Origin of the sequence: Salmonella sp. SJTUF15591, from assembly GCF_043356435.1 — a bacterium.
Lineage (GTDB): Bacteria > Pseudomonadota > Gammaproteobacteria > Enterobacterales > Enterobacteriaceae > Salmonella > Salmonella enterica.
In genome coordinates this window covers 394,611-417,996 of the sequence record NZ_JBEUJO010000004.1, presented here as the reverse complement: position 1 = coordinate 417,996, position 23,386 = coordinate 394,611, and the positions used below count along the sequence as shown (strand labels likewise).

23 protein-coding genes are annotated in these 23,386 nt (G+C 53.3%); 15 read left to right on the top strand and 8 right to left on the bottom strand.

Annotated elements, in window-relative coordinates; translation table 11 throughout:
* Nucleotides 1-6 precede the first annotated feature (6 nt).
* The 5 genes from ABVM99_RS12085 to ABVM99_RS12065 form a co-directional block, all read right to left on the bottom strand.
* Entirely contained in the window at nt 7-480 is a 474-nt protein-coding gene (locus ABVM99_RS12085) for a zinc ribbon-containing protein (RefSeq protein ID WP_001044885.1), read from the bottom strand.
* 92 nt (nt 481-572) lie between these two features.
* Complete coding sequence (locus ABVM99_RS12080; RefSeq protein WP_023194973.1) at nt 573-2,501, bottom strand: sigma-54-dependent Fis family transcriptional regulator; 1,929 nt, start codon at nt 2,499-2,501, stop codon at nt 573-575.
* A 67-nt stretch (nt 2,502-2,568) separates the two neighbouring features.
* The gene (locus ABVM99_RS12075) at nt 2,569-3,522 is read right to left on the bottom strand and encodes a 2-keto-3-deoxygluconate permease (protein ID WP_000694477.1); all 954 of its coding nucleotides are present in this window, start codon (nt 3,520-3,522) and stop codon (nt 2,569-2,571) included.
* A gap of 49 nt (nt 3,523-3,571) precedes the next feature.
* Nucleotides 3,572-4,744, bottom strand: coding sequence for a UxaA family hydrolase (locus tag ABVM99_RS12070; RefSeq protein ID WP_001670689.1), 1,173 nt, complete (start codon nt 4,742-4,744; stop codon nt 3,572-3,574).
* Nucleotides 4,745-4,760: 16 nt separating this feature from the next.
* Nucleotides 4,761-5,102 carry a UxaA family hydrolase gene (locus ABVM99_RS12065; RefSeq protein ID WP_001574029.1) on the bottom strand — a complete coding sequence of 114 codons (342 nt, stop codon included), beginning with the start codon at nt 5,100-5,102 and terminating at the stop codon, nt 4,761-4,763.
* A gap of 236 nt (nt 5,103-5,338) precedes the next feature.
* On the opposite strand from ABVM99_RS12065, the gene leuS reads away from it, so the two are divergent.
* From leuS to nadD, 4 genes are read left to right on the top strand one after another with little or no spacing between them, the layout of a single operon-like run.
* The gene (leuS, locus tag ABVM99_RS12060; RefSeq protein WP_023194972.1) at nt 5,339-7,921 is read left to right on the top strand and encodes a leucine--tRNA ligase; all 2,583 of its coding nucleotides are present in this window, start codon (nt 5,339-5,341) and stop codon (nt 7,919-7,921) included.
* Between the two features lie 14 nt (nt 7,922-7,935).
* Nucleotides 7,936-8,526, top strand: coding sequence for an LPS assembly lipoprotein LptE (lptE, locus tag ABVM99_RS12055; protein WP_001269950.1), 591 nt, complete (start codon nt 7,936-7,938; stop codon nt 8,524-8,526).
* Nucleotides 8,526-9,557, top strand: a complete 1,032-nt coding sequence (gene holA, locus ABVM99_RS12050; protein WP_000620491.1) for a DNA polymerase III subunit delta — start codon at nt 8,526-8,528, stop codon at nt 9,555-9,557. The genes lptE and holA overlap by 1 nt, the downstream gene beginning before the upstream one ends.
* 1 nt (nt 9,558) lies before the next feature.
* Nucleotides 9,559-10,200 (top strand): nicotinate-nucleotide adenylyltransferase, encoded by a 642-nt coding sequence (nadD, locus tag ABVM99_RS12045; protein ID WP_001518902.1) that lies wholly within the window; start codon nt 9,559-9,561, stop codon nt 10,198-10,200.
* Here the strand turns inward: nadD and cobD are convergent.
* On the bottom strand, nt 10,175-11,269 hold the full coding sequence (gene cobD, locus ABVM99_RS12040; RefSeq protein ID WP_023194971.1) for a threonine-phosphate decarboxylase CobD: 1,095 nt from the start codon (nt 11,267-11,269) through the stop codon (nt 10,175-10,177). The two genes, nadD and cobD, sit on opposite strands and share 26 nt — an antisense overlap.
* Before the next feature lie 96 nt (nt 11,270-11,365).
* Between cobD and ABVM99_RS12035 the strand changes: the two genes are divergently transcribed.
* The 11 genes from ABVM99_RS12035 (at nt 11,366) to lipA (ending at nt 22,170) form a co-directional block, all read left to right on the top strand.
* Nucleotides 11,366-11,974, top strand: coding sequence for an adenosylcobalamin/alpha-ribazole phosphatase (locus ABVM99_RS12035; protein WP_023194970.1), 609 nt, complete (start codon nt 11,366-11,368; stop codon nt 11,972-11,974).
* Nucleotides 11,975-12,301: 327 nt separating this feature from the next.
* Nucleotides 12,302-12,619 (top strand): ribosome silencing factor, encoded by a 318-nt coding sequence (gene rsfS / locus ABVM99_RS12030; protein WP_001161670.1) that lies wholly within the window; start codon nt 12,302-12,304, stop codon nt 12,617-12,619.
* Between the two features lie 3 nt (nt 12,620-12,622).
* Nucleotides 12,623-13,090, top strand: coding sequence for a 23S rRNA (pseudouridine(1915)-N(3))-methyltransferase RlmH (rlmH, locus tag ABVM99_RS12025; RefSeq protein WP_052938298.1), 468 nt, complete (start codon nt 12,623-12,625; stop codon nt 13,088-13,090).
* A 30-nt stretch (nt 13,091-13,120) separates the two neighbouring features.
* Nucleotides 13,121-15,022: a peptidoglycan DD-transpeptidase MrdA gene (mrdA, locus tag ABVM99_RS12020; RefSeq protein WP_000828700.1), complete on the top strand. Its 1,902-nt coding sequence runs from the start codon at nt 13,121-13,123 to the stop codon at nt 15,020-15,022.
* Nucleotides 15,023-15,024: 2 nt separating this feature from the next.
* Nucleotides 15,025-16,137: a peptidoglycan glycosyltransferase MrdB gene (gene mrdB / locus ABVM99_RS12015; protein WP_000131713.1), complete on the top strand. Its 1,113-nt coding sequence runs from the start codon at nt 15,025-15,027 to the stop codon at nt 16,135-16,137.
* A gap of 10 nt (nt 16,138-16,147) precedes the next feature.
* Nucleotides 16,148-17,281 (top strand): endolytic peptidoglycan transglycosylase RlpA, encoded by a 1,134-nt coding sequence (rlpA, locus tag ABVM99_RS12010; protein WP_023195557.1) that lies wholly within the window; start codon nt 16,148-16,150, stop codon nt 17,279-17,281.
* A 139-nt stretch (nt 17,282-17,420) separates the two neighbouring features.
* Nucleotides 17,421-18,632: a D-alanyl-D-alanine carboxypeptidase DacA gene (gene dacA, locus ABVM99_RS12005; protein ID WP_000858711.1), complete on the top strand. Its 1,212-nt coding sequence runs from the start codon at nt 17,421-17,423 to the stop codon at nt 18,630-18,632.
* A gap of 107 nt (nt 18,633-18,739) precedes the next feature.
* Entirely contained in the window at nt 18,740-19,003 is a 264-nt protein-coding gene (gene ybeD, locus ABVM99_RS12000) for a DUF493 family protein YbeD (RefSeq protein ID WP_000850547.1), read from the top strand.
* A gap of 99 nt (nt 19,004-19,102) precedes the next feature.
* Nucleotides 19,103-19,744, top strand: a complete 642-nt coding sequence (gene lipB, locus ABVM99_RS11995; protein WP_000284009.1) for a lipoyl(octanoyl) transferase LipB — start codon at nt 19,103-19,105, stop codon at nt 19,742-19,744.
* Between the two features lie 301 nt (nt 19,745-20,045).
* Nucleotides 20,046-20,999, top strand: a complete 954-nt coding sequence (locus ABVM99_RS11990) for a YbeF family transcriptional regulator (protein WP_001282817.1) — start codon at nt 20,046-20,048, stop codon at nt 20,997-20,999.
* A gap of 205 nt (nt 21,000-21,204) precedes the next feature.
* Nucleotides 21,205-22,170 (top strand): lipoyl synthase, encoded by a 966-nt coding sequence (gene lipA, locus ABVM99_RS11985; RefSeq protein WP_000042640.1) that lies wholly within the window; start codon nt 21,205-21,207, stop codon nt 22,168-22,170.
* 85 nt (nt 22,171-22,255) lie between these two features.
* On the opposite strand, the gene tatE is transcribed toward lipA, so the two are convergent.
* The gene (gene tatE / locus ABVM99_RS11980) at nt 22,256-22,459 is read right to left on the bottom strand and encodes a twin-arginine translocase subunit TatE (protein ID WP_000503938.1); all 204 of its coding nucleotides are present in this window, start codon (nt 22,457-22,459) and stop codon (nt 22,256-22,258) included.
* Nucleotides 22,460-22,587: 128 nt separating this feature from the next.
* The gene (locus ABVM99_RS11975) at nt 22,588-23,376 is read right to left on the bottom strand and encodes a deaminated glutathione amidase (protein WP_052938299.1); all 789 of its coding nucleotides are present in this window, start codon (nt 23,374-23,376) and stop codon (nt 22,588-22,590) included.
* Nucleotides 23,377-23,386 lie beyond the last annotated feature (10 nt).

Sequence of the window (23,386 nt, the reverse complement as noted above, 5' to 3'; positions counted from 1 at the left end):
TGAACCTTACGGCTCAAACGGCCTGCGCTGGAACTGATCGTGGCCACACTTCGGGCAGAGCGGCAACACATCCGGCGTGTAAACCGCCAGATGATAGTGGCATTTCTCGCACACCAGATTCCCCAACCCCACCACTTCGCCACTGTGATACACGCCGTGGTGATTCAAATCCTGGAAGACTTCACGCCATTCCAGCTGGGTTTTGTCGGTAATGTCCGCCAGTTCCTGCCAGAGACTCTCTTTAATCACCCGCAAGAAGACGCTATCTTCCTGGCTCTCTTCGTAGCTCATGGCGAACTCTTCCAGATCGCGTCTGACAGCGCGCGTCAGTTCGTCCACCTCGGTTCGCGTTAACTCCCCTGTTTGCATCACGCGCTGGCGCGCCTGCTCCACCAGCGCATCAATGTCGCGCTCGCCATTGCGTAAACGCTCGCTTAATGAGGCCACCAGTTCACGGTAATATTGAGCAACCTTGTTCATCACTTCACCTCTTGGATCGTTAACTGCCTATAATAATAGACGTTATTTGCGTTACGCTTTGCAAGGCTGCCCACAGAGTCTGTAAATTCTTGTCAGGCCGACTCACGTATCCAGCGCGTCAGCGAGGTACGATCGACATTTAACCGTTTCGCCACTAACGATTTATTATCCCTTTCCGCCTCTAATAATTTTCTCAAAATACGCAGGCGAATCGTTTTATAATCGCCAGCCAGCATCTGGCAGTCGTGGCAGGTACTTGGCTCGCGTCGGCTCCCCTCTTCCAGATCGTCCAGCAAGAGGCGGCCCTCATCCAGCGTTACCGGGGAGTGATCAATAGAGAGCACCAGCCGTTCGATAATATTGCTTAACTGCCTGACGTTTCCGGGCCAGGCGAAGCGCTGAAGCTCTTGCCACAGCGCCGGGGTTAACGTTAGTGCCGGGCGTTTATAATGCTGGCTGAAACTAGTAAGCAGCGACAGGCCGATGGCTTTGATATCCTCCGGACGTTTGCGTAGCGGGATGGTGGTCACTTTTAATACGTTAAGCCGATAGTAAAGATCTTCGCGAAATGTCCCGTCCGCAATGAGCTTCGTTAACGTCTGATTGGTCGCCGCAATCACGCGAATATCAACAGGTATCATCTGGTCTGAGCCCAGCCGCATAATCTGCCGCTCCTGCAATACCCGTAATAAGCGCGTCTGTAGCGGTTTATCCAGTTCGCTAATCTCATCCAGAAAAATGGTACCGTGGTGCGCTAATTCAAACAGGCCTATTTTGCCTTTCGGCGACGCGCCGGTAAATGCGCCGGCGACATAGCCAAAGAGTTCGCTCTCCAGAATCTGAGGGGCCATCGCGCCGCAGTTAATGGCGACAAACGGGCCGTTGACGCGTTGGCTGGCATTATGAATACTTTGCGCCAGCACCTCTTTTCCCGTCCCGCTTTCGCCATTAATTAAGATAGTCGCGTCCGTACCGGCATAATTTTTAATGATCGCCAGACGACGCAGCATTTCCGGGTTTTCGGTAAGCAGATCGTCGAAATGATAGCGGGCGCTCAAGCCGCGGCGAGACAGTTCCTGGCGGCGAACATGATGTTCCGCCCCCTGTAAACTGGAGACGGTTTGCATCGTCAACACCACCCGGCTTAACTGTCTGGCCGCAAATACCGGATACAGATTAACCACCATCGCGCCTTGCGGCGTATCGACGACTTTCGCGCTGACGGTTTTTCCCTCACGTAATGTATGCCGCTCCTGGTGCAATACCTGTTTCAGGAAAGACGCGTCATAAATCTCACCGGAGGCGTTAATTTTAAAAAGTTGGCTCGCATATTTATTGTAATGCAGTAACGCGCCGGTATCATCAAGCGTGATAACAGCTTTATCAAACTGATCGAGAATCAGCTGCAGATGATGACGCTCCAGTAATTGGCTGCGAAAAGCCAGATATAATGAGCGGGCTTCTTCCAGAGCTTCGGTTATTGAGGCAGGGCTGGAATCAAGCAAACGGAATTGCGAGCCCAGCGGTGAAAAATAATCCTGACAAACGGTATCGCCAACAATGCAATCTAATGGCGTGGACGCTAATTGCCGCTTCAGGCAAGAAATCGTTTCTTTATCATTTCCCTGTAAGGTAAAAATTTTATAGTTAATATTTAACTGTTCCGCTACGCGCGCGCATCCTTTGATCACACTGGAAAAACCGACAATACCGACAGTGCCTTTTTGTCCTTTAAAAGGGATAAGCGCATCAAGAATGTCGTAGCCGGACATTTTAATTTCGACTACCGGTAATTTACTGTGCTTTTTTAATATTTCCGCACAGCCGCCACGACTAATCAGTACCTGGTGCCCACGGGACTCTAATAAAGGTAGCTCATCCAGGATACGATTAAGCGTCGTTTGATGAATAGTGACGGCGTAATCCAACTGCGCGACCAGCGCCTCGGCAGCCTTTGCCAGTTGCGGGTAAGGAGAGACAAAACAGAGAGGAGATGCGGCTATATCTTTCGTCTTATTCATCACTCACCATCCTGTTGGTTTATGAACGGGCGAGACCGCCCGTCGTGATTTATTTTCCGCCGAAACGCTAACCGCCTGCGGCGGCTGGGTTCAGTTTACGATCGTAGCGTTTTTTTATCCATACGGTCAGGAAGGGGGCGCACAGAGCGGTAATAATCGTCGAGGCCGCCACCTGCGCCGCCGCCGTCGACGCCAGGTCGGTAAAATGCGGATCGAGCAGCGCGATTGCCGCTGGCGTCGCGACGGCGTTGCCAGAGGTGGTGGATACCGCCGCGCCTGCCACGCCGCTGCCTCCCGTCAGACGATCGGCGAAAATATTAAAAAATCCGCCAATCGCCACCGTCATGAGTCCCAGTAAAATGCCTGAAGAACCTGCCGTGATAAGTCTTGCGAAATCAATACCGTATCCTAACCCAAAGGCAAAGAAGGGAATCGTTACCACGCTGCCCTGTTTAAGAAACTTGCGCATGTCCTCATCCAGATTGCCCAAAATCATGCCAATGATAATGGGAATAATAACCGCCACCAGATTCATAAAGGGTATCGACACCATGCCTGCCGACCCTAACGCCAGCATGGTGAAAAAGGGACCATCGTTCAACGATATTACCGCAATCGCGCCGCCGTCGGTTTCATCGCCGTACTCCCCCACCAACGCGGCATATAACCCACTGTTCGAGTTGGTCATCGCCGAAATAATCGCTAAAGCCGACAGACCTAATAACCCATCCGGGCCGCAAAATTTTCCGACCAGAATGCCAATAATCACGCCGCTGGCAAATTTCGCAAAGGTGATCGCAGCGCCTTTTTTTAGCGCTTTCGGCGCGGCTTTAAACTGGATATCCGCGCCCATACAGACTAAAAACATGCCTAAAATCGCCATTGCGCCATGCGAAATAGAGGTGACAAAACCGCCTATTTCCAGCGCCTCCGGCGCAAAAGTTTTAAACAATGCGCCGATGATTAGCGGTACAACCATCATACCACCAGGAAAACGTTCCAGTGTTTTTTTAATTTTCATAGCTTATTCCCAGGAGATAACCGGACAGCTTGTGCTGCCCGATTTGGTATCAGAACGTCGGCGCGATCTTATAAATAGAGAATTCGTTATGACCTAAATCTTCTGATTTAGTCGTTTTCCCATTCGCGACGCGTAAAATTTCCTGATAAATTTCCTCGCCCATTTGCGTAATAGAAGCCTCGCCAGACATAATGGCGGACACATCAATATCAATATTGTCCTGCATCATTTCCCACGTTGCTTTATTACCCGTAATTTTTATTACCGGCGCTATTGGGTTACCGGCAGGCGTTCCGCGACCGGTAGTAAAAATAACGATCTGCGCTCCACCCGCCACCATGCCGGAAATAGATTCAATATCCTGCCCCGGGGTATCCATAATCCACAGGCCCGGATGCGTTGGACTATCGGCATATTCCAGTACGCCCTGTAGCGGCGCATGACCCGCTTTATGCATACAGCCTAACGATTTTTCTTCAATGGTAGTCAACCCGCCTTTAATATTGCCCGGCGTCGGCTGTCCCCCGCGAATATCCTCGCCCAGCGCTTTTGCTCGCGCCTCGCAGCCGACCACTAAATCAATGAGCTGTTGACCAACCTCCGGCGTCACCGCGCGTTTCGCCATCACATGCTCGGCGCCAATAAATTCCGTCGTTTCAGAAAGAATTGAGCTTCCGCCGCAGCGTATCAGCTTATCCGAGGCGACCCCGCAGGAAGGGTTAGACGCCAGCCCCGATGTCGTATCTGACCCGCCGCACTCCATCGCCAACAGCAGCTCGCTAACCGGTGCTTGCTGCGGTTTTTGCATGGAGAGTTGTTGCGCATAGTCGCGGGCCAGCGAAATCCCCCTGGCCTGACATTTAAGCGTGCCGCCCTCTTCCTGAATGGTAATGCAAGAGGTCGGTTTGCCAAATGCGGTAATCTCTTCTGCGATGCGCAGCGGCTCCGCGCCTTCACAGCCTAAGCCCACAACCACAATAGCGCCGACGTTGGGATTATTCGCCACATTAATCAATGTCTTTTCCGTCAGACGCGCATCGCCTGCCACCTGGCAGCAGCCAAAATCGTTATTCACCCATGTCGCGCCTTTTACCTGTCGGGCAATATCCTGGGCAACTTTATTCGCACAAACGCTGGTAGGTAAAATCAGTACATAATTACGGATGCCAAAACGGCCGTCAGGGCGGCGGAAACCCAAAAAAGTCTCATTGCTCATAATCATTTTCCCTTGTTTTATATTATTTCCAGTCACCACGTCCGCGTTCGCTTTCCACATTGTGGACGTGCACATAGTCGCCACTTTTTATTTCCTGAGTGGCGCGGCCAATGGATTCACCATATTTATAAACTTCGCCATGAAAAGGCACATCGCAGATGGCGAATTTGTGACCAAATGGCACATCCTGATGTAACACAACGCTTATCTCGCGTTCGCCAATGAACATTGTGGCGGTTTCGCCGGCCTTGAGCGCCGTAATAGCCGTCGCGACGCAATCCTGAGGGTGAATCACCACTGCATTTTTTTTCACGATTAACTCCTTTGCTTTAGTCCTGTCTTCCCTAATCAAAAGACGTGCCACTTTTTAACAACATGATTTATATGACTTTATTTTCATGAGATGATCTGGCGGTGACAGGAACTGCGGTAATTTGCCTCAGTCGTGTCGCATTTTGCGTCACCTGCTCATGGACGCCTGGCGCGACAAATGTTCTACCCCCTGTTTTGACGTGCGTGTTTGGGCTATGCTATGCGGATCTAAACACCACCTCTAAAGCTACATTTGTAGCTGTATCGAAAACAGGACTACTGGCTGCCATGCAAGAGCAATACCGCCCGGAAGAGATAGAATCCAAAGTACAGCTTCACTGGGATGAGAAGCGCACATTTGAAGTGACCGAAGACGAGAGCAAAGAGAAGTATTACTGCCTGTCGATGCTTCCCTATCCTTCTGGCCGACTACACATGGGCCACGTACGTAACTACACCATCGGCGACGTGGTTGCCCGCTACCAGCGTATGCTGGGCAAAAACGTGCTGCAGCCAATCGGCTGGGACGCCTTCGGCCTGCCGGCGGAAGGCGCGGCGGTGAAGAACAACACCGCGCCGGCGCCGTGGACGTACGACAACATCGCGTACATGAAAAACCAGCTCAAAACGCTGGGTTTTGGCTATGACTGGAGCCGTGAAATCGCGACCTGCACCCCGGAATACTACCGTTGGGAACAGAAATTCTTCACCGAGCTGTATAAAAAAGGCCTGGTGTACAAGAAGACTTCTGCCGTTAACTGGTGCCCGAACGATCAGACCGTTCTCGCCAACGAACAGGTGATCGACGGCTGCTGCTGGCGTTGCGACACCAAAGTTGAGCGTAAAGAGATCCCACAGTGGTTTATCAAAATCACCGCTTACGCAGACGAGCTGTTGCGCGATCTGGATAAGCTGGACCACTGGCCTGATACCGTAAAAACGATGCAGCGCAACTGGATTGGCCGCTCTGAAGGCGTGGAAATCACCTTCGATGTGAAGGGTTACGATAACACGCTGACCGTCTATACCACCCGTCCGGATACCTTTATGGGCGCCACCTACCTGGCAGTGGCCGCCGGTCATCCGCTGGCGCAAAAAGCGGCGGCGAACAACGCCGAGCTGGCGGCGTTCATCGACGAATGCCGTAACACCAAAGTGGCCGAAGCCGAAATGGCGACCATGGAGAAAAAAGGCGTCGACACCGGCTTTAAAGCGATTCATCCGTTAACTGGCGAAGAGATCCCGGTCTGGGCGGCAAACTTTGTCCTGATGGAGTACGGCACTGGCGCGGTGATGGCCGTTCCGGGTCACGATCAGCGCGACTACGAATTTGCCTCCAAATACGGTTTGACCATCAAGCCGGTGATTCTGGCCGCCGACGGTTCCGAGCCGGATCTTTCCGAACAGGCGCTGACCGAAAAAGGCGTGCTGTTTAACTCCGGTGAGTTCGACGGTCTGGCCTTTGAAGCGGCGTTTAACGCCATTGCCGATAAACTGGCGGAAAAAGGCGTCGGCGAACGTAAAGTGAACTACCGTCTGCGTGACTGGGGCGTTTCCCGTCAGCGTTACTGGGGCGCGCCGATCCCGATGGTCACCCTGGAAGACGGCACCGTGCTGCCGACGCCGGAAGATCAACTGCCGGTTATTCTGCCGGAAGACGTCGTCATGGACGGCATCACCAGCCCGATCAAGGCCGATCCTGAGTGGGCGAAAACCACCGTTAACGGGATGCCGGCGCTGCGTGAAACCGACACCTTCGACACCTTTATGGAATCGTCATGGTACTACGCGCGTTACACCTGCCCGCAGTATCAGGAAGGAATGCTGGATTCGAAAGCGGCAAACTACTGGCTGCCGGTCGACATCTACATCGGCGGTATTGAACATGCCATCATGCACCTGCTCTACTTCCGCTTCTTCCATAAGCTGATGCGCGATGCGGGCATGGTCACCTCTGACGAGCCGGCTAAGCAGTTGCTGTGTCAGGGCATGGTGCTGGCGGATGCGTTCTATTATGTCGGCGAGAACGGCGAACGTAACTGGGTTTCGCCAGTTGACGCTATCGTCGAGCGCGATGAAAAAGGCCGCATCGTCAAAGCAAAAGACGCAGCGGGTCATGAGCTGGTCTACACTGGCATGAGTAAAATGTCCAAGTCGAAAAATAACGGTATCGACCCGCAGGTAATGGTTGAACGTTATGGCGCGGACACGGTACGCCTGTTTATGATGTTCGCTTCTCCGGCGGATATGACTCTGGAATGGCAGGAGTCCGGCGTAGAAGGCGCAAACCGCTTTATTAAACGCGTCTGGAAGCTGGTTTACGAACACACCGCTAAAGGTCCTGTCGCGGCGCTGAACGTCGATGCGCTGAGCGAAGATCAAAAAGCGCTGCGTCGCGATGTGCATAAAACCATTGCCAAAGTGACCGATGATATCGGCCGCCGTCAGACGTTCAACACCGCCATTGCGGCGATCATGGAGTTGATGAACAAACTGGCGAAAGCCCCGCAGGAAGGCGAACAAGACCGCGCACTGCTTCAGGAAGCGCTGCAGGCCGTCGTGCGTATGCTTAACCCGTTCACCCCGCACGTCTGCTTTACCTTGTGGCAGGAACTGGGTGGCGAAGGCGATATCGACAACGCGCCGTGGCCGGTTGCCGACGAGCAGGCAATGGTGGAAAACACCACGCTGGTTGTCGTGCAGGTTAACGGTAAAGTTCGCGGTAAGATCACCGTTGCGGTGAATGCCACCGCAGAACAGGTGCGTGAACGTGCAGGCCAGGAACATCTGGTGGCAAAATATCTTGATGGCGTTACCGTGCGTAAAGTGATTTACGTTCCGGGTAAACTCCTCAATCTGGTTGTTGGCTAAGCGCGGGAGGAAGCGTGCGATATCTGGTAACACTGTTGTTATCTCTGGCGGTGCTGGTCACCGCCGGATGCGGCTGGCATCTGCGTAGCACTACGCAGGTTCCGGCTTCAATGAAAACGATGATCCTCGATTCCGGCGATCCGAACGGTCCGCTAAGTCGTGCGGTACGTAATCAGTTACGGCTGAATAACGTAAACCTGCTTGATAAAGACACAACGCGCAAAGACGTTCCGTCTCTGCGGCTTGGAACGGTGACTATTTCGCAGGATACGGCGTCAGTGTTCCAGGACGGCCAGACGGCGGAATATCAGATGGTGATGACCGTCAATGCCTCGGTATTGATTCCGGGCCATGACATCTATCCTATCAGCACGAAAGTGTACCGTTCGTTCTTCGATAACCCGCAGATGGCGTTGGCGAAGGATAACGAGCAGGCCATGATCGTTCAGGAGATGTACGACAAAGCCGCTGAACAGCTGATTCGTAAGCTGACCAGCGTCCGCGCGGCGGATATTCAGGCGACGAAAGAGGAGGCTACCGCCGACAATGAGACGGCGGCGCCCGCCTCTACGCCAGCACGCGTCTCCACTACGCTGAGTAACTAATGATCAGGTTGTATCCTGAACAACTCCGCGCGCAGCTCAATGAAGGGCTGCGTGCGGCATATCTGCTATTGGGCAACGATCCGCTGCTGCTGCAGGAAAGTCAGGACGCTATTCGTCTGGCGGCTGCGTCGCAAGGCTTCGAAGAGCACCACGCTTTTACTCTCGATCCCAGTACCGACTGGGGATCGCTTTTCTCACTCTGCCAGGCGATGAGTCTGTTCGCCAGCCGTCAAACGCTGGTGCTGCAACTGCCGGAAAACGGGCCTAACGCGGCAATGAATGAGCAACTCGCCACCCTGAGCGAGCTGCTGCATGACGACCTGTTATTAATAGTACGCGGAAACAAGCTCACCAAAGCGCAGGAAAACGCCGCCTGGTATACCGCGCTGGCAGACCGTAGCGTTCAGGTCAGTTGTCAGACGCCGGAGCAGGCGCAGCTTCCCCGCTGGGTGGCCGCCAGAGCGAAAGCACAGAATTTGCAACTGGATGACGCCGCGAACCAACTGCTGTGCTATTGCTATGAGGGCAATCTGTTGGCGCTGGCGCAGGCGCTGGAACGGCTGTCGCTGCTTTGGCCTGACGGTAAGTTAACGCTTCCTCGCGTGGAGCAGGCCGTCAATGACGCCGCCCATTTTACCCCTTTCCACTGGGTGGATGCGTTACTGATGGGGAAAAGCAAACGCGCGCTGCATATCCTGCAACAGCTACGCCTTGAAGGCAGCGAACCGGTTATTCTGCTGCGCACCCTCCAGCGAGAGCTGCTGCTACTGGTAAATCTCAAACGTCAGTCCGCGCATACGCCGTTACGCGCGCTGTTTGATAAACACCGGGTCTGGCAAAACCGTCGCCCCATGATCGGCGACGCGTTGCAGCGTCTCCATCCTGCGCAGCTTCGCCAGGCCGTGCAGTTACTGACGCGTACAGAAATTACGCTCAAACAGGATTATGGTCAGTCGGTATGGGCAGATCTTGAAGGGCTGTCGCTCCTGCTCTGCCATAAGGCGCTGGCAGACGTATTTATTGATGGGTGATATGAAATCGTTACAGGCTTTATTCGGCGGCACCTTTGATCCGGTGCATTATGGACATCTTAAACCTGTTGAAACGCTGGCGAATCTGATCGGCTTATCGCGGGTGATTATTATGCCTAACAATGTGCCGCCGCATCGCCCCCAGCCGGAAGCCTCCAGCGCGCAGCGTAAATATATGCTGGAGCTGGCTATCGCCGATAAGCCGCTTTTTACGCTGGATGAACGCGAGCTACAGCGAAACGCGCCCTCTTACACTGCGCAAACGCTGAAAGCATGGCGCGAAGAACAGGGCCCCGAAGCGCCGCTGGCGTTTATTATCGGCCAGGACTCGCTGCTTAACTTCCCCACCTGGCATGATTACGACACCATCCTTGATAACACTCACCTGATTGTTTGTCGTCGTCCGGGCTATCCCCTTGAAATGACGCAGGCGCAACACCAGCAGTGGCTGGAACAGCATCTGACCCATACGCCGGACGATCTGCACCAGTTGCCAGCCGGTAAAATTTACCTGGCGGAAACGCCCTGGCTTAATATCTCCGCAACCCTCATCCGCGAACGGCTGGAAAAAGGCGAATCCTGCGACGATCTGTTGCCGGAAAACGTGCTGAACTACATCAATCAGCAGGGGCTATACCGGTAAGCACATTGCGCAGCGCCGCCAGCAGACGCTCGTTTTGCGCAGCGCTGCGTATCGCCACACGATAATAGCGGCTATCCAGCCCCGGGTAGTTAGCGCAGCTACGGATTAAAATCCGCTGCGTCAGCAACCGTCGCTGCAGATCAATATCCTCTCGCTCACAGCGTAACAACAGATAGTTTGCCCGCCCGGGATAGACCGTCAGCAGGGGGAGCTGACAAAGCGCCTGATAAAACCGGGCGCCCTCCTCCCGTAACCAATGCCAGGTCGCCTGTTGCCAGGCGCTATCCTGTAACGCTACCTCACCGGCAAGCGCCGCCAGCGCGTTAACCGACCACGGCATTTGTTGGCGACGCATCCGCGCTACCGCCGCGTCATTGCTGTTGACGAGATATCCCAACCGCAGGCCGGGAATGGCATAAAATTTGGTCAGCGAACGCAGCACCCAGATATGCGGATTATCTTTAAGAGCAGGAATAAAGCCCGCCTCATGCGGAATAAAATCGATAAACGCTTCATCCAGGATCAGGTTAATGTTCAGCGATTTGCAGCGATCGGCAATGGCCTGTAATAACTGCCGCTCCGGCAGCAGGCCGGTAGGATTATTGGGCGTACACAGAAACAGGCAGTCCAGATCGGGCGTCAACGCCTCAAGAATGGCATCGGTAAGCTGCCAGCCATCCGCTTCGCGTAGAGACCAGCGACGAATTTCACAGCCACTTTGCGCCAGCGCCCGGCCATACTCCGCGAAACCTGGCGTGACAATCATTGCACGACGCGGTTTAAGACCGCTCGCCACGGTAAAGATTGACTCCGTCTCGCCATTTCCCGCCAGTATCCACGATGCCGGCACCTGATGATGACGCGCCAGCGCCTGGTGCAAATGAAAATAATCGGCGTCCGGGTAGCGCTCAATGCAGTCCAGATTGTCGATAAGCGCGCGTTTCACGCTGACAGGCATACCCAGCGGATTAATGTTTGCGCTAAAATCCAGTAACTGGTCAGGCGAGATGCCCAACACCGTCGCGGCTTCCCGAATATTACCGCCATGCGCGCTGTTGAATAACGCCATTATGCCTCCGGTCAAAAAACGCTATTTTAGTGAAAAAAACGTTGCGCAATCAGGGGCATTATCATGTTTTGCGCATTTAACCTCATGAGGAATACCATGCGATTGTGGCTGGTGCGTCATGGCGAAACCGAGGCCAATGTCGCCGGGTTGTATAGCGGACATGCTCCCACGCCGTTAACGGAAAAAGGGATTGGCCAGGCGAAAACGCTACATACTTTATTGCGCCACGCGCCATTTGACCGGGTGTTATGCAGCGAGCTGGAGCGCGCGCGCCATACCGCCCGGCTCGTACTGGAGGGCCGGGATACACCGCAACACATCTTATCTGAGCTTAACGAGATGTACTTCGGCGACTGGGAAATGCGCCATCACCGCGACCTCGCCCATGAAGATGCCGAAAGCTATGCCGCCTGGTGTACGGACTGGCAGAATGCGGTTCCGACCAATGGCGAGGGTTTTCAGGCTTTTACCCGGCGCGTAGAGCGCTTTATCTCGCGACTCGACGCGTTTAGCGATTGCCAGAACCTGCTGATCGTCAGCCATCAGGGCGTACTCAGCCTGTTGATTGCCCGTCTGCTCGCAATGCCTGCCGCCTCGCTATGGCATTTCCGGGTAGAACAGGGATGCTGGAGCGCAATCGACCTGTGCGAAGGGTTCGCCACCCTGAAAGTATTAAATAGTCGCGCCGTCTGGCGGCCTGAGTGATGAATTTTCCGTTTTTTCTCGCCGCAGCGGTTTCGCCCATTGACAGCCCCCGACAGGCTGTTATTCTCCGCAGCCAGGCTTTTTTCACCTTGCAGAGCTTTGCAGAAATTGTTTTACAAAAATGGCGATGCTTTCTGTGACGTGGGATGGGATGATAATCTGGTTTTAAACGCCGATCCGGCGACATAAGTCCCGGTATCGCCGCTGATTCAGGTATACTACACGGCGTCCCGCCGGAAGGTTAGCGTTAACTCGCAACGCCTTACCGGTCCAGCCTGTTGGCCTTTTTCTATCGTTATAACGCAATTATTCACCCAGGGGGAAAACTTGCAGGGTAAAGCACTCCAGGATTTTGTTATCGACAAAATTGATGACCTGAAAGGTCAGGACATCATCGCCTTAGATGTTCAGGGTAAATCCAGTATCACCGACTGTATGATTATTTGTACCGGCACCTCCAGCCGTCACGTTATGTCTATTGCCGACCACGTGGTGCAGTCGTCGCGCGCGGCCGGTATGCTGCCATTGGGCGTCGAAGGCGAAAATGCGGCTGACTGGATTGTCGTCGATCTGGGCGATGTGATTGTGCATGTCATGCAGGAAGAAAGTCGCCGCCTGTATGAACTGGAAAAACTCTGGAGTTAATGCGTGAAGCTGCAACTTGTCGCTGTCGGCACGAAGATGCCCGACTGGGTTCAAACGGGATTTACGGAATATCTGCGTCGCTTTCCGAAAGATATGCCCTTTGAGCTGATCGAAATCCCTGCGGGCAAACGCGGCAAGAACGCGGATATCAAACGCATTCTCGACAAAGAGGGCGAGCAGATGCTGGCCGCCGCCGGTAAGAATCGCATTGTTACCCTGGATATTCCAGGCAAGCCGTGGGATACGTCGCAGTTAGCCAATGAGCTGGAGCGCTGGAAACAGGACGGGCGCGACGTCAGTTTGCTGATTGGCGGCCCGGAAGGATTATCTCCCGCCTGCAAAGCGGCAGCGGAACAGAGCTGGTCGCTCTCGGCGTTAACGCTCCCTCACCCGCTGGTTCGGGTTCTGGTCGCGGAGAGTTTGTACCGGGCGTGGAGCATCACAACCAACCACCCTTATCACCGTGAGTGATCGTGAAGTCTTGAGAAGATTAAGCAGCGGATGAAACGACAAAATTCTTTTCGTGACTATACGGCTGAGTCCGCACTGTTTGTGCGTCGGGCGCTGGTCGCCTTTTTGGGTATTTTGCTGCTGACCGGCGTACTGATCGCCAATTTGTATAATCTGCAAATTCTCCGTTTTACCGATTACCAGACCCGCTCGAACGAAAACCGTATCAAGCTGGTGCCAATTGCGCCAAGCCGCGGGATAATCTACGACCGTAACGGCATTCCCCTTGCGCTGAACCGCACTATCTATCAGATTGAAATGATGCCGGAAAAGGTGGATAACGTTCAGCAAACGCTGGATGCGCTACGCAGTGTGGTCGATTTAAACGACGACGATATCGCCGCCTTTAAAAAAGAGCGCGCCCGATCCCATCGCTTTACTTCTATTCCGGTGAAAACAAACCTGACGGAAGTTCAGGTCGCGCGCTTTGCTGTCAACCAGTACCGTTTTCCGGGCGTCGAAGTCAAAGGCTATAAACGCCGCTATTATCCATACGGATCGGCGCTGACCCACGTTATCGGCTACGTATCGAAAATCAATGATAAAGACGTCGAGCGTCTCGACAGAGAAAACAAACTGGCGAACTACGCCGCCACCCATGACATCGGCAAGCTGGGCATTGAGCGCTACTATGAAGATATTCTGCATGGGCAAACCGGTTATGAAGAGGTTGAAGTCAACAACCGCGGTCGCGTTATTCGCCAGCTTAAAGAGGTGCCGCCGCAGGCCGGACACGATATCTACCTGACGCTGGATCTCAAGCTCCAGCAGTATATTGAAACGCTGCTGGCAGGCAGTCGCGCGGCGGTGATTGTCACCGATCCGCGTACCGGCGGCGTGCTATCGCTGGTCTCCATGCCAAGTTACGACCCTAACCTTTTCGTGGACGGCATCTCCAGCAAAGATTACTCCGGGCTGCTTAACGACCCGAACACGCCATTAGTAAACCGCGCGACTCAGGGTGTCTACCCACCCGCTTCTACCGTTAAGCCTTACGTCGCCGTATCGGCATTAAGCGCTGGCGTCATCACCCGTAACACCAGTCTTTTCGACCCTGGCTGGTGGCAGTTGCCGGGGTCTGAGAAACGCTACCGCGACTGGAAAAAATGGGGCCACGGGCATCTGAATATCACCAAATCCCTTGAAGAGTCGGCGGATACCTTCTTCTATCAGGTGGCCTATGACATGGGGATCGATCGCCTGTCGGAATGGATGGGTAAGTTCGGCTATGGTCACTATACCGGAATTGATCTCGCAGAAGAGCGCTCTGGTAATATGCCGACCCGCGAGTGGAAACAGAAACGCTTTAAAAAACCGTGGTATCAGGGCGATACGATTCCGGTGGGCATCGGCCAGGGTTACTGGACAGCGACGCCGATTCAGATGAGTAAGGCGCTGATGATCCTTATTAACGACGGCGTAGTTAAAGTCCCGCACCTGTTAATGAGCACCGCGGAAAACGGTAAACAGGTGCCGTGGGTACAGCCGCATGAGCCGCCGGTGGGCGATATTCACTCCGGCTACTGGGAAATTGCGAAAGATGGCATGTATGGCGTCGCCAACCGCCCTAACGGCACGGCGCATAAATATTTTGCCAGCGCGCCCTATAAAATCGCGGCGAAGTCGGGCACCGCGCAGGTCTTTGGCTTGAAGGCCAACGAAACGTACAATGCGCATAAAATCGCCGAGCGCCTGCGCGACCATAAATTAATGACCGCCTTTGCGCCGTATAACAATCCCCAGGTCGCCGTCGCGATCATCCTTGAAAACGGCGGCGCAGGCCCGGCAGTAGGCACAATCATGCGCCAAATCCTTGATCACATCATGCTGGGCGACAACAACACCCATTTGCCTGCGGAAAACCCGGTGGTTGCAGCGGCGGAGGACCAATAATCATGACGGATAATCCGAACAAAAAAACCTTCTGGGATAAAATTCATATCGATCCCACGATGCTACTTATTCTGCTGGCGTTACTGGTTTACAGCGCATTGGTCATCTGGAGCGCCAGCGGCCAGGACATCGGCATGATGGAGCGTAAAATCGGTCAGATTGCGATGGGGCTGGTGGTTATGGTGGTGATGGCGCAGATCCCGCCGCGCGTGTATGAAGGCTGGGCGCCCTATCTCTATATCATTTGTATCATTCTGCTGGTCGCCGTTGATGCCTTCGGCGCAATATCCAAAGGCGCGCAGCGCTGGCTCGATCTGGGAATCGTTCGCTTTCAGCCTTCGGAAATAGCCAAAATCGCCGTGCCGCTGATGGTCGCCCGCTTTATTAACCGCGACGTCTGCCCGCCCTCGCTGAAAAATACCGCCATCGCCCTGGTATTAATCTTTATGCCTACCCTGCTGGTCGCCGCCCAGCCGGACCTGGGGACGTCTATTCTGGTCGCCCTTTCCGGTCTCTTTGTCCTATTTTTGTCTGGTCTGAGCTGGCGCTTAATTGGGGTCGCCATTGTATTGATCGCTGCATTTATTCCTATTTTGTGGTTTTTCCTGATGCACGATTACCAACGCCAGCGCGTCATGATGCTCCTTGATCCGGAGACCGATCCGCTGGGCGCGGGCTATCATATTATTCAGTCTAAAATCGCCATTGGCTCAGGCGGCCTGCGCGGTAAAGGCTGGCTCCACGGCACCCAGTCGCAGCTGGAGTTTTTACCCGAGCGCCATACCGACTTTATCTTCGCGGTACTGGCGGAAGAGCTCGGTCTGGTGGGCATCCTGATTCTGCTCGCGCTCTATATTTTGCTAATAATGCGCGGCTTGTGGATTGCCGCCAGAGCGCAAACTACATTTGGTCGCGTGATGGCTGGCGGATTAATGTTAATATTATTCGTTTATGTCTTCGTAAATATTGGTATGGTGAGCGGTATTCTGCCTGTGGTTGGAGTACCTTTACCCCTGGTCAGCTACGGGGGCTCCGCACTGATTGTGCTGATGGCCGGGTTCGGGATTGTGATGTCGATCCACACCCACAGAAAAATGTTGTCGAAAAGCGTATAAGGGGTGCGCAATGCGTAAGCAGTTGCCTGTAATCTGCGTCGCGGCAGGGATAGTACTACTCGCGGCATGTACTAATGACGGCGGTCAGCAGCAAACCACCGTCGCGCCGCAACCTGCGGTATGTAATGGTCCGACTGTGGAAATCAGCGGAGCGGAACCGCGTTATGAACCTCTGAATCCGACCGCAAACCAGGATTATCAGCGTGACGGTAAAAGTTATAAAATCGTTCAGGACCCGTCCCGCTTTAGCCAGGCTGGCCTGGCCGCTATTTATGATGCGGAACCCGGCAGTAATTTAACCGCCTCCGGGGAGATGTTCGATCCGATGCAGCTTACCGCCGCCCATCCGACACTGCCTATCCCCAGCTATGCGCGAATCACCAACCTGGCCAACGGTCGCATGATCGTCGTGCGTATTAACGATCGCGGCCCCTATGGCACCGATCGGGTCATCTCCCTGTCCCGCGCGGCGGCGGATCGTCTGAATACCTCGAATAATACTAAAGTACGGATTGACCCCATTATCGTGGCGCAGGATGGTTCGCTCTCCGGCCCGGGGATGGCCTGTACGACGGTGGCGAAACAGACCTACGCTCTGCCCCCGCGCCCTGATTTAAGCGGCGGAATGGGAAGCGCCTCTTCAGTACCTGCGCAACCGCAAGGCGACGTGCTTCCGGTCAGTAATTCCACGTTGAAAAGTGACGACACCACCGGCGCGCCGGTGAGCAGCAGCGGCTTCCTCGGCGCGCCGACTACGCTGGCGCCTGGCGTGCTGGAGGGTAATGAACCGACGCCGGCGCCACAGCCAGCGCCGGTTTCCGCGCCGGTGGCGGCTCCAGCGACTGCGACGCCGGTGAGCGCGCCTGCCGCCGCGGCCCCGGTATCTGCCCCGGTGAGCGCACCAGCCGCCGCGGCGAGTGGTCGTTTCGTCGTCCAGGTCGGCGCCGTCAGCGATCAAACGCGCGCGCAGCAGTACCAACAGCGTTTAAGCCAGCAGTTCAGCGTACCAGGGCGCGTAATACAAAACGGCGCGGTCTGGCGTATTCAACTGGGGCCTTTTGCCAGTAAAGCCGAAGCCAGCGCGTTACAGCAACGTTTGCAAACAGAAGCACAATTACAGTCCTTTATCGCCAGCGCGCAGTAACCGATCGCAGGTATCTGTACTGTCAATTTCTGTAAATGACATTAACAAAGTCACGCGGAAAGTCAGATGCCTGCCAGTTATGCTTTTGCTATAGTAGGGCTCTTTTTTTAATTTCATCACGGACGTCGTAGTTCAGACCATGAAGACCACTTTTTCCGCTCGTTTTATGCAGCGCATGGCGCTCACCACGGCGCTTTGTGCCGCGTTTATCTCAACCGCACATGCCGATGACCTGAATATCAAAACTATGATCCCGGGTGTTCCGCAGATCGATGCGGAATCCTACATCCTGATCGACTACAACTCCGGTAAAGTTCTGGCGGAACAAAACGCCGACGAACGTCGCGACCCGGCGAGTCTGACGAAGATGATGACCAGTTACGTCATCGGACAGGCAATGAAAGCGGGTAAATTTAAAGAAACCGACCTGGTTACCGTCGGTAATGATGCCTGGGCCACCGGCAATCCGGTATTTAAAGGCTCCTCGCTGATGTTCCTCAAGCCGGGAATGCAGGTACCGGTCTCTCAGTTGATACGCGGCATCAATCTGCAATCCGGCAATGACGCCTGTGTGGCGATGGCTGATTTCGCCGCCGGTAGCCAGGATGCTTTCGTCGGGCTGATGAACAGCTATGTGAACGCGTTGGGGCTGAAAAATACCCACTTCCAGACCGTACACGGCCTGGACGCCGACGGACAATACAGTTCAGCTCGCGATATGGCGCTGATTGGTCAGGCGTTAATTCGCGATGTGCCTAACGAATATGCCGTTTATAAAGAAAAAGAGTTCACCTTTAACGGCATTCGCCAGTTAAACCGTAACGGTCTGCTGTGGGATAACAGCCTGAATGTGGACGGCATCAAAACCGGCCATACCAGCAAAGCGGGCTATAATCTGGTCGCTTCCGCAACCGAAGGCCAGATGCGATTGATTTCCGCCGTGATGGGCGGACGGACCTATAAAGGCCGTGAAACAGAAAGCAAAAAACTGCTGACGTGGGGCTTCCGTTTCTTTGAAACCGTTAATCCGCTGAAGGCTGGTAAAGAGTTCGCTTCTGAACCCGCCTGGTTTGGTAATACCGATCGCGCCTCGCTGGGCGTCGATAAAGACGTTTACCTGACGATCCCTCGCGGTCGCATGAAAGATTTGAAAGCGAGCTATGTACTGAATACCGCAGAACTGCACGCGCCGCTGCAGAAAAACCAGGTGGTCGGCACCATCAACTTCCAGCTGGACGGTAAAACCATCGAGCAGCGTCCGCTGGTCGTACTGCAAGAGATCCCGGAAGGGAACTTCTTCGGTAAAATCATTGATTACATTAAATTAATGTTCCATCACTGGTTTGGATAAAAATTGAACGCTTGAAAGTGTGATTTTCGTCCCCATATACTATGCATCAGTAAAACTCCCGCCCTGTGGCGGGAGTTGTTATTTTTTTACGTAATGCCGGAGCTGACATGAAAACCAAACTTAACGAACTGCTTGAATTCCCTACGCCATTTACTTACAAAGTAATGGGGCAGGCGTTACCTGAGCTGGTTGATCAGGTGGTTGAAGTGGTACAGCGCCATGCGCCTGGTGATTACTCTCCGACGGTAAAACCGAGCAGCAAAGGCAACTACCACTCGGTCTCTATCACCATTAATGCCACCCATATTGAACAGGTTGAAACGCTGTACGAAGAACTGGGCAATATTGATATCGTGCGAATGGTATTGTAATACATCCAGACGGTTACCCGGTCTTATCCGGGTAACTCCCCGCCTCCCCCGCTGTGATATACTTTCCTCTCTTTTTTCATTCTCTACGGAGATGCCGTTTTGTATCAGGATAAAATCCTTGTCCGCCAGCTCGGCCTTCAGCCCTATGAAGCTATCTCTCAGGCCATGCATAACTTTACCGATATGCGCGATGAAAACAGCCATGATGAAATCTGGTTGGTTGAGCATTACCCGGTGTTTACCCAGGGCCAGGCCGGTAAAGCGGAACATATATTGATGCCTGGCGATATTCCCGTTGTGCAGAGCGATCGTGGAGGACAGGTGACCTATCATGGTCCGGGCCAACAGGTAATGTACGTTTTACTTAACCTGAAACGACGTAAACTGGGCGTGCGTGATTTAGTCACCCTACTTGAACAGACCGTGGTGAATACGCTGGCTGAAATTGGTATTGAGGCGCATCCGCGCGCCGATGCGCCGGGCGTCTATGTGGGTGAAAAGAAAATCTGCTCGCTGGGTTTACGTATCCGTCGCGGCTGCTCATTCCACGGTTTAGCGCTAAACGTTAACATGGATCTTTCTCCTTTCCTACGTATCAACCCGTGTGGTTATGCCGGCATGGAAATGGCCAAAATAACACAGTGGAAGGAAGACGCTACCACGGATAATATTGCGCCCCGCTTGCTGGCGAATATTTTAGCTCTGCTAAATAATCCACCGTATGAATATATTGCTGCTTAATGCGTAAAATATAATGGCCCAAGAAATTTATGGGTCATTAATCATATATGATTTGAATGCTTTACTTCTCCCCCCGCTTTCTATATTTTCGTTATATCCCTGCTGTAGCCGCCAGGCGGCATGGCCTCTTCAGTCCTCATGATGAGGAATTTTCCGTGACCAAAATCCCGGCCTTGCTGTTACTTATCTTATTGAAATGACTAAAAATACATTCATAAGAGTAATTTTAAAACCAACTCATAAATGCAAAATATACTATTTCATCTATTATTCATAATACGAATGAATTCGGAGCCAGAGCGTGAGTGATAATAATCAGGCAGAAAGACAACCGGCCGATCAACACCTACAAGACAAACCGCAAATTTTCAGAACACTGAGAAATATTGACCTCAATCTGTTGACGATTTTTGAGGCCGTATATGTCCATAAAGGGATCGTCAATGCAGCGAAAATTCTTAACCTGACGCCGTCAGCCATCAGCCAGTCCATTCAAAAATTACGGACTATATTTCCCGATCCGTTGTTTATTCGCAAAGGCCAGGGCGTAACGCCCACGACGTATGCTACGCATCTGCACGAATACATCAGCCAGGGGCTGGAATCTATTCTTGGCGCCCTGGATCTCACGGGCAGCTATGATAAGCAACGCACCATTACAATTGGCACGACGCCTTCAGTCGGCGCGCTAGTGATGCCGATTATTTACCAGGCCATCAGGCCGCGTTATCCTCAGCTTTTGCTGCGCAACATTCCGGTAGACGATGCCGAAAGCCAGCTTAGTCAGTTTCAGACCGATCTCATTATCAATACCCATAGCTATAACAACCGGAGCATCCAGCATCACGTCCTGTTTAGCGATACGCTTGAGATTGTCTGCCGCCAGCATCACCCGTGTCTGGCGAACGCCATTACTGAAGAGAGACTGAACAGCGCGGATCACACCTTTCTGATGCTGGAGGGACAACATCTTTCCCTCCTGCGCCAGCGACTGCAGGAGACATTTCCCGATCAGCAAATCAGTTTTAGCAGCTACAATATTTTTACCATTGCCTCGCTGATCGCCAGCAGCGATCTGCTGGGACTGATGCCCACCCGCTTCTACGACTTATTTAGCCGTTGCTGGCCGCTTGAACGCCTTCCCTACGCGCCGGTGAATAGTGAACAGGTCGAGTTCTCGCTGCATTACAATAAACTGAGTCTGCGCGATCCGGTGCTGGAGAACGTCATTGATATCATCCGTGAGGCGTTCTGACAAAAATGTTGCATTCAGGTCACGGAAGATATGGGCAAACAGCACAAAACAACAACTATTTTACATTTTGCCGGGCTGTCAGGCTGCTTTATGGCCCTTATCAATGATATACTGCGTGTCACAAATTCAAAAATAGTTGATAAATACAACTTTCCCTTGAATTGAAACGCTTTCCTTCGTTATTCGCAACTGGAACACGCACGCTATGAGTAAACCCATTGTGATGGAACGCGGTGTAAAATACCGCGATGCCGATAAGATGGCTCTTATCCCGGTTAAAAATGTGGTCACAGAGCGCGACGCTCTACTACGTAAACCGGAATGGATGAAAATAAAACTTCCGGCGGATTCTACCCGTATCCAGGGCATCAAAGCCGCAATGCGCAAAAATGGCCTGCATTCTGTCTGCGAGGAAGCGTCTTGCCCAAACCTGGCTGAATGTTTCAACCACGGTACCGCTACGTTTATGATCCTTGGCGCCATTTGCACTCGCCGCTGTCCGTTCTGTGATGTCGCCCATGGCCGCCCCGTTGCGCCGGATGCGGAAGAGCCGCAGAAACTGGCGCAAACGATCGCCGACATGGCGCTACGCTATGTGGTCATCACCTCTGTCGACCGTGACGATCTGCGTGACGGCGGTGCCCAGCATTTTGCTGACTGCATCACTGCCATCCGTGCCAAAAGCCCGGAGATAAAAATAGAGACGCTGGTGCCAGACTTCCGTGGACGTATGGATCGCGCGCTGGATATCCTTAACGCGACGCCGCCGGATGTGTTTAACCACAACCTGGAAAACGTGCCGCGTATTTACCGCCAGGTTCGTCCGGGCGCCGATTACAACTGGTCGCTGAAATTACTGGAACGCTTCAAAGAAGCGCACCCGGAAATTCCGACAAAATCGGGTCTGATGGTGGGCTTAGGCGAAACCAATGCGGAAATCATTGAGGTTATGCGCGACTTACGCCGTCACGGCGTTACCATGCTGACGCTTGGTCAGTATCTACAGCCAAGCCGCCATCACCTGCCGGTACAGCGTTATGTCAGCCCGGAAGAGTTTGACGAGATGAAAGCGGAAGCCCTGGCGATGGGCTTTACCCATGCCGCCTGTGGCCCCTTTGTACGTTCTTCGTACCATGCTGATCTCCAGGCCAAAGGCATGGAAGTGAAATGATCGTGTAATAGACGCTTACATTTCAGGCAAAAAAAACCGGCAACTCGCCGGTTTTTTTACTCTGCGGAGCAAGCGCATTGCGCTATTACTCTTTATGCGAGAGTTTTTCAGCCTGAACGCTACCGTCGACGTCTTTCTTAACGCCCGCGTCTTCATCGTTCATTGCTTTCTTGAATCCTTTAATCGCCGTGCCCAGGTCTCCGCCCAGCGTACGTAACTTCTTGGTACCAAACAGCAGAACAACCAGTGCGGCAACCACCAGCAGTTTGGTAATACTAATCTCACCCATAGATACCTTCTTCACTAAAAACAGGCTGCGTAACGCGCCGGATTAACCTGAGAATATTAACGGTCTTTCGACGCGCGCACACAATAGCAATCTGTAACAAGGTGAATCAAGCTTTGCGTAAAAAAACATCATAATAATTGCGGTGGCGCAAATCGTCGTTGCTGCAAAAGAGGAAGTTGCTCCCGCACCTGGTCTATTCGTTCTCTGAATATTTCCGCGACGATCAGCGCCGGACGATCGGCTGCTGCGGCTATCGTTACCCCCAACGGATCGATAATACGACTTTGACCAATATTACGATTACCACACTCCCCGGCCGCAATCATATAGCAGGTGGTATCCAGCGCTCTCGCCGCCAGCAGCGTCGACCACTGCTGCTCTTTCAACGGGCCGCGAACCCAGCCCGTCGGCAGCGCCAATACGTCAGCCCCCTGTAAAGCCAGCGCTAACGCCATGTCAGGAAAGCGCAGGTCATAACAGGTCATAAGCCCCACCTTAACCCCCACCACGTCCAGCACAGGCGCGATAACGGTTCCGGCATCAATACTGTGGGATTCTTGCATCGAAAACGCATCATAAAGATGCAGCTTCGCGTAACGCGCGACAATGTGACCTGCCCGTAGCGCCACCAGCATATTAACCGCCCGTCCAGGCGTTGACGGGACAAGGATAGTGAATATCGTCGTCATATTATTATGAGCGCTTTCTTCCAGAAGCCGCGTCATAAACGCGCCATCCAGCGGCTGCGCGGCGCGAATCGGCAGGTCAAGGTCGATGTCATCTCGCGCTAATATCCCCTCAGGCAACACCAGAAGCGATACGCCGCGGCCCGCCGCCTGAGCCATTAACGAAACGCAAACTTGCGCATTCTTTTCCCATACAGAACTCACCACAAACTGCCCGGCTGCAACGAACATATCCCCTCCC

What these genes read in the sequence shown, in the direction of transcription:
- ABVM99_RS12070 (WP_001670689.1), bottom strand. Translation starts at nt 4,744, where the DNA reads ATGATTATGAGCAATGAGACTTTTTTGGGTTTCCGCCGCCCTGACGGC.
- cobD (WP_023194971.1), bottom strand. Translation starts at nt 11,269, where the DNA reads ATGGCGTTATTCAACAGCGCGCATGGCGGTAATATTCGGGAAGCCGCG.
- ybeD (WP_000850547.1), top strand. Translation starts at nt 18,740, where the DNA reads ATGAAAACCAAACTTAACGAACTGCTTGAATTCCCTACGCCATTTACT.
- leuS (WP_023194972.1), top strand. Translation starts at nt 5,339, where the DNA reads ATGCAAGAGCAATACCGCCCGGAAGAGATAGAATCCAAAGTACAGCTT.
- mrdA (WP_000828700.1), top strand. Translation starts at nt 13,121, where the DNA reads ATGAAACGACAAAATTCTTTTCGTGACTATACGGCTGAGTCCGCACTG.
- tatE (WP_000503938.1), bottom strand. Translation starts at nt 22,459, where the DNA reads ATGGGTGAGATTAGTATTACCAAACTGCTGGTGGTTGCCGCACTGGTT.
- mrdB (WP_000131713.1), top strand. Translation starts at nt 15,025, where the DNA reads ATGACGGATAATCCGAACAAAAAAACCTTCTGGGATAAAATTCATATC.
- ABVM99_RS12075 (WP_000694477.1), bottom strand. Translation starts at nt 3,522, where the DNA reads ATGAAAATTAAAAAAACACTGGAACGTTTTCCTGGTGGTATGATGGTT.
- lipA (WP_000042640.1), top strand. Translation starts at nt 21,205, where the DNA reads ATGAGTAAACCCATTGTGATGGAACGCGGTGTAAAATACCGCGATGCC.
- dacA (WP_000858711.1), top strand. Translation starts at nt 17,421, where the DNA reads ATGAAGACCACTTTTTCCGCTCGTTTTATGCAGCGCATGGCGCTCACC.
- rlpA (WP_023195557.1), top strand. Translation starts at nt 16,148, where the DNA reads ATGCGTAAGCAGTTGCCTGTAATCTGCGTCGCGGCAGGGATAGTACTA.
- holA (WP_000620491.1), top strand. Translation starts at nt 8,526, where the DNA reads ATGATCAGGTTGTATCCTGAACAACTCCGCGCGCAGCTCAATGAAGGG.
- nadD (WP_001518902.1), top strand. Translation starts at nt 9,559, where the DNA reads ATGAAATCGTTACAGGCTTTATTCGGCGGCACCTTTGATCCGGTGCAT.
- ABVM99_RS12085 (WP_001044885.1), bottom strand. Translation starts at nt 480, where the DNA reads ATGAACAAGGTTGCTCAATATTACCGTGAACTGGTGGCCTCATTAAGC.
- ABVM99_RS12035 (WP_023194970.1), top strand. Translation starts at nt 11,366, where the DNA reads ATGCGATTGTGGCTGGTGCGTCATGGCGAAACCGAGGCCAATGTCGCC.
- ABVM99_RS11975 (WP_052938299.1), bottom strand. Translation starts at nt 23,376, where the DNA reads ATGTTCGTTGCAGCCGGGCAGTTTGTGGTGAGTTCTGTATGGGAAAAG.
- ABVM99_RS12080 (WP_023194973.1), bottom strand. Translation starts at nt 2,501, where the DNA reads ATGAATAAGACGAAAGATATAGCCGCATCTCCTCTCTGTTTTGTCTCT.